This window comes from Cyclobacterium amurskyense (assembly GCF_001050135.1).
GTDB classification, from domain to species: Bacteria; Bacteroidota; Bacteroidia; order Cytophagales; family Cyclobacteriaceae; genus Cyclobacterium; species Cyclobacterium amurskyense.
Window position 1 is genome coordinate 1,831,362 of sequence record NZ_CP012040.1, and the last position, 14,239, is coordinate 1,845,600.

Consider the following 14,239-nt stretch of genomic DNA (forward strand, 5'->3'; position numbering starts at 1 on the left):
TTACCATTTGAATAACTATACAAATGAAAAAACTTATAAATCATATCAACTCACAATTCTCATTGACTGATAATGATATTGGTTTACTTAAAAAAAGTTTTATTTCAGCCAATGTCCCTGCCCAAACTAAGCTATTAGAATCAGGAAAAATTGAACGCTATATTTACTTTTTAAGTAAAGGGATTGTTAAAGGGTATCAAAACATTGATGGTAAATTAGTAATCCAACATTTGGTCTCAGAACAAGATTTTTTCACATCTTTAGATAGCTTTATGAGTGAAACACCCTCTTTGGATTATTATGAAACGGTTACGGATTGTGAATTGGTAAAAATAGCGAAACCTGATTTTGATCTGTTACAAGAAAACACCCTTTTTTGGAAGGATTTTGTAAAAACTGTAACCAATGAACACTTGAGCTGTAAATTGGAACGTGTTAAAGATTTTCAAATATTGACAGCAAAAGAACGTTACCTAAAGTTTGTAAATCAACACCCCAAGCTGGCCTTAAACGTTTCCGTGGACAACATTGCTTCCTTTTTAGGTATAGAACCCCAGTCTTTAAGTAGAATACGCAAACAAATTGCTTCCTAACAAATGTTATTTTTGGTTTACTAAAAGACATCGAAATTTGCTCAAACATAAAACATAAAAGATGAGCGAAGAAATTTCATTAGTTACAGGGGGAAATGGACATTTAGGGAACAACCTGGTTAGAACATTACTTTCTAAAAACCATAAAGTTAGAACAACAGTAAGAAACATCAATAACCAAGGACCTTTTAAAGGGCTAAATTGCGAAGTTGTTCAAGCTGATCTTACTGATAAAAAATCTTTAAAAAAAGCATTTCAAGGAGTTAAAAACCTATATGCTGTAGCAGCAAATTTTAGTATGTGGGCTAAAAATCCAAAAACTGAAATTTATGACAACAATATGCAAGGCACTCAAAATGTATTCGACATTGCAAAAGAATGTGGCATAAAAAATATTGTATATGTGAGTTCTGTCGCCAGTTTAAATTTCAAAAAACTACCCGCCAATGTGGATAATGGATACAATAAGGACAGAAGAAACTGGTATTACAACTCTAAAAATGATTCGGATAAATTGGCCTTAGAATTAGGAAAAAAATATGGAATAAGAACTGTTCTAATTCTCCCTTCTGCCATGATTGGTGCTATGGCTCATAACCTTAGTTATTCTAACAATCTTGTCTTGCAAGTTTTAAAAGGGGAAATTCCTGTAGATACAAATGTGACTTTAAATTGGGTAGATGTAAAAGATGTGGCTTTAGGCGCCTATAACGCAATGAAAAAAGGCAGAGATGGAGCACGTTATATTTTATCCAATGAATCCCATACCACCTTACAAGAAAGTGTGAGAATAGCAGCCAACCTATATCCTGAATTAAAATTAAAAATCCCAAAAAAAGTACCTAAATGCTTATTGTATACTGTTGCTAGACTAATGGAATTTAGCAGTAAATTAACAGGAAAAGAGCCACAATTACAGCGGCATTATTTAGACATGTTTTATGGGCTAAAACAGGATTACAATATTAGTAAATCAATAGAAGAACTGGATTTCAAGCCTAAATCATCAATAAAAGCATTAGAAGAAGCTTTGGAATACCTGAAAAATGATTGGGATAAGGGAAAACTAAGTGAATAAATGGATTATAGAACCATTGTCCAAACTGAATTTGAAATCTTTCCTTGGGACAGTGATTGTTTTCTCAAATTGCATTTTGGATCTTTACTACCATTCTGGCACCCTTCGTCAAACTAAGCATCCAATTCAATGATTTAGTTAAACCCGAAATATGCAATAGACATTCTATTACGTGCTGAAATCGCTTCAAAAAGCACTTACCAAAGTTGAAAATATAGATTTGGATCTCTTTTCTGATGTAGGAGATGAACTTGAGTTCTTCAACAAACACATTAGGAAATAGATCAACTAAATTGGAACTAGCCAACCAAATTATTTGGAGCTTTATCAAAGTATGGTCAATAATGCGGCAAGTCCCTTTTGACGGTTCAGCATTTAGATTTATCTTCACCGTTTATATTAAAAACGGTGATCCCAACAAGGCCTGATGGTTATTTAAAACCGAGGTCGAATTCAAGAAAAACTAACCTATGAAAATTCTTTTTTACCTAACCATACTATGTATGGTCTTTGGAAGCTGCAAAAATCAAGCAAGTCTAGAAGCTTCAAATCAACCAAACATTGTTTTATTTTTTGTTGATGACATGGGTTGGCAGGACACATCAGTTCCTTTCTGGCACAAAAAAACTCCTCTCAATGAGCGCTACCATACACCAAATATGGAAAAGCTAGCTTCGGAGGGCATGATGTTTACCCAAGCTTATGCCACACCTGTATGTTCTCCCACTCGTATAAGTCTAATGACCGGCATGAATGCTGCCCGTCATCGTGTAACCAATTGGACCCTACACAAGGATGCCCTACAACCTATGGAAACCAACCATAAAGCGTTGTCTTTTCCTGCTTGGAATGTAAATGGGATGAGTCCGGAACCTTTGGATCTTGCCGTACATGCAGACGCCCTTCCTTCTCTGCTCCAAAAAGCCGGCTACTACACCATTCATGCCGGAAAAGCACATTTTGGAGCCATCGATACCCCGGCAGAAAATCCGGAAGCCATCGGTTTTGATGTCAATATAGCCGGACATGCTGCCGGAGGTCCCGGTAGCTATTTGGGAGCAAACAATTTTAGTGCAAATTGGCGAGGAGGCAGTGCTGTATGGGATATACCGGGCCTTGAAAAATACCATGGTCAGGAAATATTCCTAACTGAAGCACTGACAAGGGAGGCAATAATCGCTATGGACAAGGCACAGAATGAAGACAAGCCATTTTTTATGTATATGTCGCATTATGCGGTACATGCCCCCATAGAGAAAGACGGGCGCTATTATCAAAAATACCTGGATAAAGGTCTTGATGAAAAAGAAGCCAGCTATGCCGCCCTTTTAGAGGGCATGGACAAAAGCTTGGGAGACATCATGCAACATCTCAAAGAAAAAAATTTGATGGAAAACACCATCATCCTTTTCATGTCAGACAACGGGGGATTGAGTGTACATAGCAGAGGCGGAGAAGCACATACCCATAACAAACCCCTATCTAGCGGCAAAGGGTCCATCCACGAAGGTGGTATCAGGGTACCAATGATCGTAAAGTGGCCCGGCGTAACGATTCCCGGATCAACTAATGACAACTATCTGATCATTGAAGATTTTTATCCCAGCATTTTGGAAATGGCAGGAGTAGAAGACCAACCCACTGTCCAGACAGTAGATGGAAAAAGTTTCGTTGGCATGTTGGAAAGCAATAATTCCCAAAAGTCAAATAACCGGCCTTTGTTCTGGCATTACCCCAATGAATGGGGACCAAAAGGCCCGGGAATAGGTGCTTTCAGTGCTATTCGTAAAGGAGATTTTAAATTGATTTATTATCATATCGATGAAAGTTTTGAATTGTTCAATATCCGAGAAGATATTGGAGAGCAAAACAATTTGGCAGCTATAAAACCGGAAAAAGTAAAAGAGTTGGCTAGTATTTTATCAGCCCACCTTAAAGAGGTAAATGCACAGATGCCCATTCACAAAAAAAGTGGAAAACCCGTAGCCTATCCTGGAGAGTAGCCATTAGACACGAATAATGACGGATATCACGTTTAGACAAATAGGAGTAAAAGACCTACCACTGGTTTTAAGTTTACTGAGGGAAGCAGCCGAAAAAATACATAGGATGCAGATTGACCATTGGCAATATTGGAAGAACCCTCCACAAGAAAAAGTGCTATGGATTGAAGAGGGTATTAAAAACGGTGAATTCTTTTTCGTTGATGACCATGCTAATAACAATATTGGCATGGTGAGGATGCTTAGGGAAGACCTTCTCTATTGGGGTAAGCAAAAAGATAAAGCCATCTATGTGCACTCATTAATTGTTAAGGAAGCTTATAATGGTAAAGGAATTGGACAAAGGATCTTAGAAGAAATTGCACATAAAGCCAAAAATAAGGATTGCCAATACTTGCGATTAGATTCAGATTCAAAAAACCCTAAACTTTGCAAGTACTACGAAAATCTAGGTTTTATTAAAGTAGAGGTTATAGACTTGCCTTTATCTCGCTACAATTTATATGAAAGAAAAGTACAATGAGCCTATGATCAATAATAAGAACTCTTAAAAGACAAATGCATTAAAATAGAGCCGTGAGAACTTTCTTTCTTATTTTTTTAATCAATATCATTTTTTTCAAATATCCATTTAAACCCCTTTAAATGAGTGAATTAATTGACTTTTCATTTGCAAATTCTAATATTTTTTTTTACTTTGAAGTAAGCTTCCTGTGAACCATACGTCCAATGTCATGCTTATCACAACCTACCATACAAACAATTTTTTCCAAATATCATGTGCATACCCATCCGTTATACAACCGGGTGAAGAACTAAAAATTTCATTGAACATCACGGCTATAAAAACTTGTGAACTTAAAAAAGTTACATGGAATCTAGATGGAATTACCAATAAAACAGTCAAAATAGACATTGCAAACTTAGGGCTAAATCAGGATTTGTTGGAGGGAAAATCACTTGACCACGAATTGATATTTTCTACCGAAGTTGGTAAAGAGGGCTATGGAGAAATAAATATGACTTTGGATTTCTCCACTGTAGATGGTTTAGAAAAAGCTTTTAGCTGGGACTTATGGATTTCTATATTTAAGAGAGTCCTCGCAAACAATAAAAATGCATTGGAAGACGATTTAAGAAAAAGGCTAGTAAATGTAGTCAACGCCAGAACAAGAAATGGGCATATCTTTATGGCGGATCATGTGCGTTTTTTCTCTGAATTCCTCAACGTTGAAGTAACTGCTGAAATCGCAGTCATTTTAACCGATGAGTTGCTTCTTGAAGAAGAAGGCTTGCCAGTAAATGAAGAAATTTTCTATGCAATTGTCACAGGGCAAACTCAATTTTATGGAATGGAAAAACTGGAGTTGATCTATGAAGAATATTGTAATGAAAGTGATGACAATTTCGACACCGATGATGCTCGAGAAGTACCATTAAATCCTATATAGAGGGAATTTAAGACAAACCTTAAAGGCAAAACGATATGTCGTGGGCAGCAGGCTTTACATTAGCACTCGAAATAAATCAACCCGTTATCAATCTTGTGCTAGATAAGTTTTTACAAACTTTACAGACCCAATTGCTTTACCAAGCAAATCTAGGAAGCATTGGTTCCTTTGAAGCTAAAGTTAAAGATTTGGAAATTCTGGACCTGGAAGATCCAGCCCCACTTGGTGGCGTAGTAACAGATTTACAAGCGCTGGCAGATTTCAAATTAAAGCTTTTTGGAATTCAGCTTGTCAATACAACCATGAAATTCACAATCAACAATGTTGAACTTCAACTTTCAAAGACTTCCGCTGGCCAACCCAAGGGAATTGTCATTAAAATAACTCCTACATTATCCATAAAAATTACTTTTACAGGGGGTCACTTCCTAGCCAAATGGATCCTGAACGGGATCATTGCCCCGCTTGTATCCTTTGGGATATGGATTGCTTTTAGACTTATCAGAAGTGTAGAAATTCTGGTTTGGGATCTCATTGATATATTCGGTGTTTTAGGACTTCGATATACACCTAACAGTCCTTTACTAACTGCACAGAAATCTGTTACTCCTTCTTCTCTTCTTTTAGCTTCAGATTTTAACTTGACCGCTCCCGCTATGGGTATTGGTCAGCAGTTGAAACATTTCAATCCACCAAACACCAGTATAGGAGCCGTAGTGAACGAGAAGGTCATAAGCGCAGCTGTTCAAATCGCATTTGCAAAGGGATGGGTACCCTCACAATTCCGTGTTTCACGTTGGAAAATCTACTTGAACTCCATTCATGTAGCTTTTGAACAAGATAAAATTGTAGCTACAGGGTCATTAAAAGCAAAGCGTGGAAAATGTTGGTGCAGAGTAAAAGCAAAAATTTCCTTTCGTGCTGCAGTTACACCAAAGATTACAGGGACACCCAATCAGCCTGCATTAGACTTTACATATGATGCCGATATAAATACACAAATATCAACATCTGGAATGCTAGTCGTATTGGGGGTCATCTTGTTTGCTCCCGTTTTAATGTCATTGACCATCTCCATGTCATTCCTTATTAATATTGTGCTTAATCAGTTTTTACCTTTTACTACAAGTTGGCAACAGAGTGGCCTTCAACTTTCTATTGCTGCAAATTCAGTGAATTACGCGGGGTTCACCCCATTATCAATGCAGTTTCCCCTCCAGCTAAGTGGTAGCGGATCTTACGATTTAACGAAGTTCAGGCAATTTACACTTCCAGGAAATGGTCCGAGCTTTCAAGTTGAGTACACGCAGGAAAGTCTATCTATTCAACCTAAAGAAATGAGGCTAGCCATTGATTTAAAGTAAGAAGCTATTTTTTATTTTCTTTTACTTTTAAGGTCACTTAATGAGTAAGGTCTTAATCAATATGGATTTGGCACCTTTCGCCTGAAGGGAGATTACCTATAGCATACTTGTCACCCTAATTCCTGAAAGAACAACGCCAGTGGAAATTCATAATAGCGGCAACCAACCGTTCTCAAAATACAGGTTTTAATTCAAGAAAATCATCTAGAATAAATGCTTAGGTATATTACGAGTTTGGCAGAGGTTCAAAAAGCTAATAGTCAATGGACTGCGAAAAGATTCCATCCAGACCCAAGCCCACATTGATAATTGTACGGTGGCACATCTTATTGACCGTATTCCAGTAACTCTCCACTAGAGGGAAGTAACCGCCAGAAATGTGGCTTGGAAATTTCAGCCAATCAATTAGGAAAAATAGTAGAAACAAAGATGAAATAGGATATTAAACAACTGACTTACCATCAGAAAAGGTATTTAAAAAACCTCTTTCCTCAATTAAAATAGGATCTAAAGGAAATAATCAGGACTTCAAGAAAACATTCAATTTTAAAACCATAAAAAGATAATTTGACTGATGAAAAAATATTGTATCAACTGCTTATAATCTTATGTTTTCTTTAATGAACTAAAAAAAGCCATAACTTTGCAATAAATACTTAACTATGGACGCAACTTTTGATGCCGTTGTCGTAGGATCTGGACCAAACGGTCTTTCAGCGGCAATTGTTTTACAAAAGCATGGACTAAATGTCCTACTAATCGAGGGTAAGGATACAATTGGTGGTGGCATGCGCACAATGGAACTTACCCTTCCTGGTTTTAAACATGACGTTTGTTCAGCCATCCATCCCATGGCTGCTGCCGGCCCGTTTTTTAAAACATTGCCACTTGACCAATATGGCCTTGAATTTATTCATGCTAAAACCTTGGCAGGTCATCCGCTACCGGATGGGTCCGTAGTTTCCTTGCACCGCTCCCTATTTGAAACTGCAGATCATTTGGGCAAGGACAAAAAAGCCTATATTGATTTATTAAAACCACTTTGCGATCATTGGGACACGCTTTCTCCAGACATTTTATCCCCATTAAAATTTCCAAAAAATCCGATAAAACTGGGTTTATTTGGAATTAATGCACTTAAACCCTCCACCCTACTTGCACATAAATTCAAAGAAACCAATACCAGGGCACTTTGGGCAGGGATGGCAGCGCATGGTATCCAACCCCTAACCAATATAGCTACTTCGGCTATAGGCATGGTACTGATGGCAGCTGGCCATCATAGTGGCTGGCCAATGATAAAAGGAGGTTCACAATCCCTCGCTGATGCTTTAGCTAATTATTTTCTATCCATAGGAGGTAAAATTGAAAAAGGGAAAATGATAACTCACCACAGTCAACTTCCTAACGCAAAATTGGTAATGTTTGACCTGAGTCCTAAAAATTTATTAAAGATAGCCGGGGACAAGTTCTCCAAATTGTATCGGTGGCAATTAAGTAGATATAGGTATGGAATGGGGGTTTATAAAATGGATTTCGCACTTTCACAACCTATTCCATGGAAATCCGAAGCGCTCAAGGGTGCTGGCACAGTACACCTAGGAGGTACGCTGGAAGACATTACAAAATCCGAAAAATTAGTTTGGGAAGGTAAATACAGTGAAAACCCCTATGTCCTTCTATCCCAACAAAGCCTATTTGACAATACACGTTCCCCAGAAGGTTATCATACAGCATGGGCATATTGCCATGTACCTGCAGGGTCCGAACGCAACATGACATCCACTATTGAAGATCAAATAGAGAAACATGCGCCTGGTTTTAAGGACACGATAATTGGAAAGCATACTTTCAATAGCAAGGAGATTGAAAATTATAACCCAAACTATATTGGAGGAGATATCAATTCTGGAGTACAGGACTGGTCACAAATATTTACGAGACCCGCACTAAGGACATCTCCTTATAGAACCTCCTTCAAAAACTATTATATCTGCTCAGCATCCACTCCACCGGGTGGCGGCGTTCATGGAATGGGTGGCTATTATGCTGCAAAAAGAGCTATTAAAGATTTATTCTAAGTTACCATGTACAATTTTTAATTTTTTTATAAAGGAAAACAAGATGAATAACTTCCTGAAGAAATATAAAATTACTTTGGTCTTCTACCTTACCGTCATTTTACTCTTCGTATCGATGGTATTTGCAAGACTAGTCAGAGAGCCATACCCAAGTCTAAACATGCCCGCTTTCACAAGGAGTGGCATTAATAATGACATTTTACCTGCCACTTATTTTGAAGTCATTTACATGAACAATGACGAAGAAGTATGGAAAGGGAATTTACAGGATATTTTCGACCCAGAAAACTTAGTTGAATTTCGAAATAACATGCGCTTTATTTTCTTCAATAATGCAGGAGCAAAAATGGAAGAATCCAAAAAACAAAAGCGAAGGATAATTTCTTTAATCCCTGGAGGAGTTAAAATGCATGAAGCACTTGAAAAATGGACAACACACGATGTAATAGGAGGAGCAGACAAAATAGCACCTGAACTCATGTTTAGAAAAAAACCATTTGAATCTGATAAGGTAACTGGCTTTATTATTAATGAGTACAAAGAATATTACCACTTAGTGGATGGGTTTCAGAATAGAGAAATTGTTAGACACAAAGAATTTAAATTTGATGACCATACAATTAATTAACCAAAAAATTACCAATTGGCTTTTAAATACATGGAAGCCAACTTTTTTCCAATTAGGCTTGGCCAGGATTTTGTTTTGCCTTGGATTTTTTATTTTTGGGATTCCTCAATTCATTGGGATTTCAAGTCTTGAATTAGCATTTTTTGATCCACCTCCAGGGGTTTCTCAATTGATAGGCCCTATTACTTCAGGTAATTTTTGGTGGACTTTCGATTTGGTTTTGAGAATTATTTTTGTCTCAATGTTGGTAGGTTTTAGAACCAAGGAATCCTCCATAATTTTCGGATTGCTTTTACTATTTGGTTTTACCTATAGCTACAGTTACGGAAAAATTGACCATAACATTTTCCCTGTGATTTTTCCTTTGATTATGGCTTTCACCAACTGGGGAGGGGCATTGTCTATAGATTCACTTAAAAATAAAAATACGAAAATTAAGCCTAAAGGCTGGCCATTAACCTATCTTTCATTTTTGCTTGGATGGGGTTATTTTACCGCAGGCTTGCCAAAATTGATTGGAGGATGGTTAGACCTTTCGTATTCAACCACTGCAGGCTTTATTTTAAGAAGATTTTATTCAGGAGCAGAGCCCTTGTACTTAAATGAAATGTTTGTAAAAATAAACAATTTATTTATTTACAAATCACTGGACTACAGCACCTTACTGTTTGAATTAGGATTTATAATTACGATATTTTGGTCAGCCTTGTTTTTGAGAGCAGTGGGAATGGCAGCTCTTTTTCATCTTGGAGTGTTATTAACAGTTAACATACCCTTTACACTACACGTCTTGGTTCTACTTCCCTATATTATTTATTTTTATTTCGAAAATAAACCACAGCTTTCAGAAACAGCTCAACTCTATTTTATTCGAAATAAAAAGGTTTTTTTAACGGCCTTTCTATTATTAGCTGTAATAATAATCTCCGGCTATTACCCTAGACCATTCCCAATTCACCGCCATACTATCTTATTTATTGTTTGTATTCCTTCGGTATTTATGATTTTACCAGAATCAGCGCGTCTGTATTTTAATAAAAAGACAAGCCGACTCTTTACTAAAAAATAATTGAATCGATATCTGAAATTAGAGCTATCCCTATCTTGGAAATTAACAAGCTAAAGATTAAACCCGAAATATGAAATAGACCTTCTATTACGTGATGGAATCACTTTAAAATCAGTTACTTCGTTGCTATTTTCGACTTCACCATAGCGGTGCTATGACTCAGTCTCCAAATAGCCTGATTTTATTGTGATTACACCACTCTTAACGAATCCTAATACATAATCCGGGTTTAACGAAAATAGCGATAGGCTTTCCTTAGTTCAATTCCTGAAAGAATAGCGCTGAGTTAAACTGAAGAATAATTTTGATACATAGGCAATTTGAGATTTTATGGTTTTTATTTTTACATTGAACTTTTAAAAACAATCCTTCTTGACTAAATATTTATCAGCAACAAATGAGACCAATTGCTTTAATCTTATTTTTAATGGTTTCCATGCATTTGGAAGCACAACAAATCATAGACCTCTATCAGGATGCTATTCCCAACAGCAAGCCGTATCCAATGAAAGAAATAGTCACTGAGAAAAACGGACAAATTGCTTGGATTCAGAAGGTTTCAAAGCCAACATTGACCATCTATCAACCGGATAAAGAAATAGCCACTGGCGCAGCAGTAATTATATGCCCAGGTGGTGGTTACTCTGGAGAAAGCTATCTTAAAGAAGGAACCATAATTGCAGAAACTTTTGTACGCAAGGGAATTGCCGCATTTATACTGAAATACCGTTTACCCAGTGATTCAATCATGGTGGATAAATCAATAGGCCCCTTACAAGATGCCCAACAGGCAATTAAAACGGTACGCCAAAATGCTTCAAAATGGGAATTGGACCCCGAAAAAATTGGCATTATGGGATTTTCCGCGGGTGGACACTTGGCTTCTACGGCCGGAACCCACTTTGATAAATCTTACATACCAAATGATGAGAACATTAGTTTAAGACCTGATTTCATGGTTTTGATTTATCCTGTAATCAGCATGAAAGACGAGCTAACCCATCCCGGTTCCCAACAAAATTTACTTGGAAATGCTCCTTCTGAAGAACAAAAATTATTGTTCTCTAATGAGTTGCAAGTTGGTCCCAATACTCCACTAACATGGTTAACTCACACTGGCGATGACAATGTGGTTAGTGTTGAAAACAGTATTCAATTTTACCAGGCATTAATTCGAAACGAAATTCTTTCAGAAATGCACCTCTACCCAAAAGGGAATCATGGGTTTGTATTGAGTTTACCTACCGAAGAGTGGATGCAACCTTTGTTTGATTGGATGGATAAAAGCGGAATAGTCAATTGATAAGTAACTACTCTGGAGAAATTAAATGCCCAATGCTAAATTTTCAAGATTATCAGAAGCTTGGAATGGCTAGACCTGTAGTTGATTTATAGGGCCTTTTATTTACGCTGTATTGTAATGGAATCAGATAACTCGAAGAACAAGGGTGAGATATGTGTTGAACATCTTGCGTTTTTTAATTTTGAGTATTGTTTTCATTGACAAACAAGCCAAAATCGTAAAAGGTAGCTTTGCCACTAATTTTGCATCCCTTTGGGAGATAATGCAACCATTAACAGACTAGGCCTAATCTTCTGACGTTAATCATCATGTTTTCTAAATCCATGTAAAATTATAATTAATAAAAAACAATAATTTCTTATCATTGTCTGATTTTAAGAGTAAATTATTTAAATCGATTGTTTTTTAATGGGAAAAACATAGTTTTTTGCTTTAATACCCATTCCAATTCGGTCAATTTCTTCTCCAAACAGCATAGAACAGGACAGTTAATTATAGTGAATGAAGTATATTCGCTAAATAAAATAATAGAATTTAAATTTATTAAATAACAATATGGCAATTACAAAAGACACTTTTAAGCACGTAGATTATCTATGGGATGATGAAAAAGCAAAAGCTCTAGGAGACGATCAAGTAGCTCTATTGCTTTATCGCTCTAATATTTTGGGAGCAGATCTTAGAATCACCAATTATGGTGGTGGAAACACAAGCTGTAAAACCATTGAAAAAGATCCGCTTACAAAAGAGGATACCGAAATAATGTGGATCAAAGGTTCAGGTGGAGACATTGGAACATTGAAAAGGAGCGGACTTGCTGGATTGTACATGGACAAGTTACTTGCTCTTAAAAATGTATACAGAGGTTTGGAATTTGAAGATGAAATGGTGGCCTTATTCAACCATTGCATCTATGACTTGGATTCTAAAGCGCCTTCCATAGATACCCCTTTGCATGCTGTCTTGCCTTTCAAGCACATCGATCACCTTCACCCTGATGCGGCCATTGCAATAGCAGCAGCCAAAGACGGAGAAAAGATCACCAATGAGTTATTTGAAGGCCAAATTGCCTGGGTTCCGTGGCAAAGACCTGGATTCGACCTTGCGCTTCAATTAGACAAGGCGTTAAAAGCGAATCCTGGTATCAGAGGAATTATGCTTGGAGGACATGGTCTTTTCACTTGGGGAGATACTGCTTACGATTGCTATATCAATAGCCTTGAAGTAATTGACAAAGCTTCTCAATACCTTGAAGACAACTATGGTAAAGATCGTCCCGTATTTGGTGGACAGAAAGTCAGTTCTTTGCCAGCGGAAGAAAGAAGAGAACAAGCTTCTATCATTGCTCCTCACTTAAGAGGTCTTGCATCAGGTTTTAACCGCATGGTAGGTCACTTCTCAGATGATGAAAGAGTATTGGAATTCATCAATAGCAATGACCTTGAAAAACTTGCTCCACTAGGAACAAGCTGTCCTGATCACTTCCTAAGAACCAAAATCAGACCTCTAGTATTGGAAATTGCTCCTGATACGGACCTTTCTGACATGACAGAGATTAAGGCTTATCTTGAAAAAGAATTTGAAGCCTACAGACAATATTATACCAAATATTACAATGACCACAAACGTGACAACAGTCCTGGTATAAGGGATTCTAATCCAGTAGTTATTTTATGGCCAGGAGTAGGTATGTTCTCCTACGCTAAGAACAAACAAACTGCAAGGGTGGCAAGTGAATTTTACACGAATGCCATCAATGTAATGAAGGGTGCCGAAGCTGTTTCTTCCTACGTTTCTTTGCCATTGCAAGAAGCATTTGACATTGAGTACTGGTTATTGGAAGAAGCCAAACTTCAAAGAATGCCTAAAGAACAACCTCTTTCCAGAAAAGTAGCATTCGTAACCGGTGGTGCTGGTGGAATCGGTAAAGCCATTGCTGATAAAATGGCTGAAGAAGGTGCCTGTGTATTTATCACAGACATCAACAAAGACAACCTTGACAAAGCCCTTGCTACTTATGGCAAAGATACTGGTTCAGGAGCCTTGATGGATGTAACCAATATGGAAGACATAGAAAAAGCCCTTAAAGCTGCTTGTCTTAAATTTGGTGGTGTTGACATCATCGTAAACTGTGCTGGCTTGGCCATCTCTAAACCAATTGCACAAACCACTGAAAAAGATTGGGATATTCTTCAATCTGTATTGGTAAAAGGACAATTTGCTGTATCTAAGGCAGCTGTTGCGATATTAAGAGCTCAGGATAAAGGTGGAGACATCGTTAATATTGCCAGTAAAAATGCCTTGGTTTCAGGACCTAATAACGTAGGGTATGGTACTGCCAAAGCAGCTCAGGTACACATGAGCAGATTGCTTGCAGCTGAGCTTGGCCCAGACAAGATCCGAGTGAATGTAGTCAACCCTGACGCAGTGATTGAAGGTAGTAAAATATGGGAAGGCGAATGGGCCAAAGGCAGAGCCAAAGCTTACGGAATCACCGTTGAAGAACTTCCTGCATTCTATGCCAAGCGCACGATCATGAATGAAATCATATCGGTAGATGACATTGCCAATGGCGTTTTTGCTTTCGTTGGAGGTCATTTGAGCAAGAGTACCGGAAATATCTTAAACGTAGATGGAGGAGTTGCTGCTGCCTTTGTCAGATAATGTAT

11 protein-coding genes are annotated in these 14,239 nt (G+C 37.5%); all 11 read left to right on the forward strand.

The window, feature by feature from the left end; translation table 11 throughout:
- The first annotated feature begins 23 nt into the window (after nt 1–23).
- Nucleotides 24–593: a Crp/Fnr family transcriptional regulator gene (locus CA2015_RS07420; RefSeq protein ID WP_048641336.1), complete on the forward strand. Its 570-nt coding sequence runs from the start codon at nt 24–26 to the stop codon at nt 591–593.
- A 61-nt stretch (nt 594–654) separates the two neighbouring features.
- On the forward strand, nt 655–1,671 hold the full coding sequence (locus tag CA2015_RS07425; RefSeq protein ID WP_048641337.1) for an NAD-dependent epimerase/dehydratase family protein: 1,017 nt from the start codon (nt 655–657) through the stop codon (nt 1,669–1,671).
- Between the two features lie 470 nt (nt 1,672–2,141).
- The gene (locus CA2015_RS07435; protein WP_053086658.1) at nt 2,142–3,674 is read left to right on the forward strand and encodes a sulfatase; all 1,533 of its coding nucleotides are present in this window, start codon (nt 2,142–2,144) and stop codon (nt 3,672–3,674) included.
- Between the two features lie 16 nt (nt 3,675–3,690).
- Entirely contained in the window at nt 3,691–4,197 is a 507-nt protein-coding gene (locus tag CA2015_RS07440; protein ID WP_048641339.1) for a GNAT family N-acetyltransferase, read from the forward strand.
- A 211-nt stretch (nt 4,198–4,408) separates the two neighbouring features.
- Nucleotides 4,409–5,125: a hypothetical protein gene (locus CA2015_RS07445; protein WP_048641340.1), complete on the forward strand. Its 717-nt coding sequence runs from the start codon at nt 4,409–4,411 to the stop codon at nt 5,123–5,125.
- A gap of 35 nt (nt 5,126–5,160) precedes the next feature.
- Nucleotides 5,161–6,489, forward strand: coding sequence for a hypothetical protein (locus CA2015_RS07450; protein WP_048641341.1), 1,329 nt, complete (start codon nt 5,161–5,163; stop codon nt 6,487–6,489).
- Nucleotides 6,490–7,151: 662 nt separating this feature from the next.
- Nucleotides 7,152–8,570, forward strand: a complete 1,419-nt coding sequence (locus CA2015_RS07455; RefSeq protein WP_048641342.1) for a phytoene desaturase family protein — start codon at nt 7,152–7,154, stop codon at nt 8,568–8,570.
- Nucleotides 8,571–8,613: 43 nt separating this feature from the next.
- Nucleotides 8,614–9,198: a hypothetical protein gene (locus CA2015_RS07460; protein ID WP_084011692.1), complete on the forward strand. Its 585-nt coding sequence runs from the start codon at nt 8,614–8,616 to the stop codon at nt 9,196–9,198.
- The gene (locus CA2015_RS07465) at nt 9,179–10,267 is read left to right on the forward strand and encodes a hypothetical protein (protein WP_048641344.1); all 1,089 of its coding nucleotides are present in this window, start codon (nt 9,179–9,181) and stop codon (nt 10,265–10,267) included. The genes CA2015_RS07460 and CA2015_RS07465 overlap by 20 nt, the downstream gene beginning before the upstream one ends.
- 397 nt (nt 10,268–10,664) lie before the next feature.
- On the forward strand, nt 10,665–11,570 hold the full coding sequence (locus CA2015_RS07470; RefSeq protein ID WP_048641345.1) for an alpha/beta hydrolase: 906 nt from the start codon (nt 10,665–10,667) through the stop codon (nt 11,568–11,570).
- A 555-nt stretch (nt 11,571–12,125) separates the two neighbouring features.
- Nucleotides 12,126–14,234, forward strand: coding sequence for a bifunctional rhamnulose-1-phosphate aldolase/short-chain dehydrogenase (locus CA2015_RS07475; RefSeq protein WP_048641346.1), 2,109 nt, complete (start codon nt 12,126–12,128; stop codon nt 14,232–14,234).
- Nucleotides 14,235–14,239 lie beyond the last annotated feature (5 nt).

Excerpts from the sequence above, each read along its gene's own strand:
- CA2015_RS07450 (WP_048641341.1), top strand. The coding sequence starts at position 5,161 with ATGTCGTGGGCAGCAGGCTTTACATTAGCACTCGAAATAAATCAACCC.
- CA2015_RS07460 (WP_084011692.1), top strand. The coding sequence starts at position 8,614 with ATGAATAACTTCCTGAAGAAATATAAAATTACTTTGGTCTTCTACCTT.
- CA2015_RS07475 (WP_048641346.1), top strand. The coding sequence starts at position 12,126 with ATGGCAATTACAAAAGACACTTTTAAGCACGTAGATTATCTATGGGAT.
- CA2015_RS07440 (WP_048641339.1), top strand. The coding sequence starts at position 3,691 with ATGACGGATATCACGTTTAGACAAATAGGAGTAAAAGACCTACCACTG.
- CA2015_RS07425 (WP_048641337.1), top strand. The coding sequence starts at position 655 with ATGAGCGAAGAAATTTCATTAGTTACAGGGGGAAATGGACATTTAGGG.
- CA2015_RS07420 (WP_048641336.1), top strand. The coding sequence starts at position 24 with ATGAAAAAACTTATAAATCATATCAACTCACAATTCTCATTGACTGAT.
- CA2015_RS07465 (WP_048641344.1), top strand. The coding sequence starts at position 9,179 with ATGACCATACAATTAATTAACCAAAAAATTACCAATTGGCTTTTAAAT.
- CA2015_RS07455 (WP_048641342.1), top strand. The coding sequence starts at position 7,152 with ATGGACGCAACTTTTGATGCCGTTGTCGTAGGATCTGGACCAAACGGT.
- CA2015_RS07445 (WP_048641340.1), top strand. The coding sequence starts at position 4,409 with ATGCTTATCACAACCTACCATACAAACAATTTTTTCCAAATATCATGT.
- CA2015_RS07435 (WP_053086658.1), top strand. The coding sequence starts at position 2,142 with ATGAAAATTCTTTTTTACCTAACCATACTATGTATGGTCTTTGGAAGC.
- CA2015_RS07470 (WP_048641345.1), top strand. The coding sequence starts at position 10,665 with ATGAGACCAATTGCTTTAATCTTATTTTTAATGGTTTCCATGCATTTG.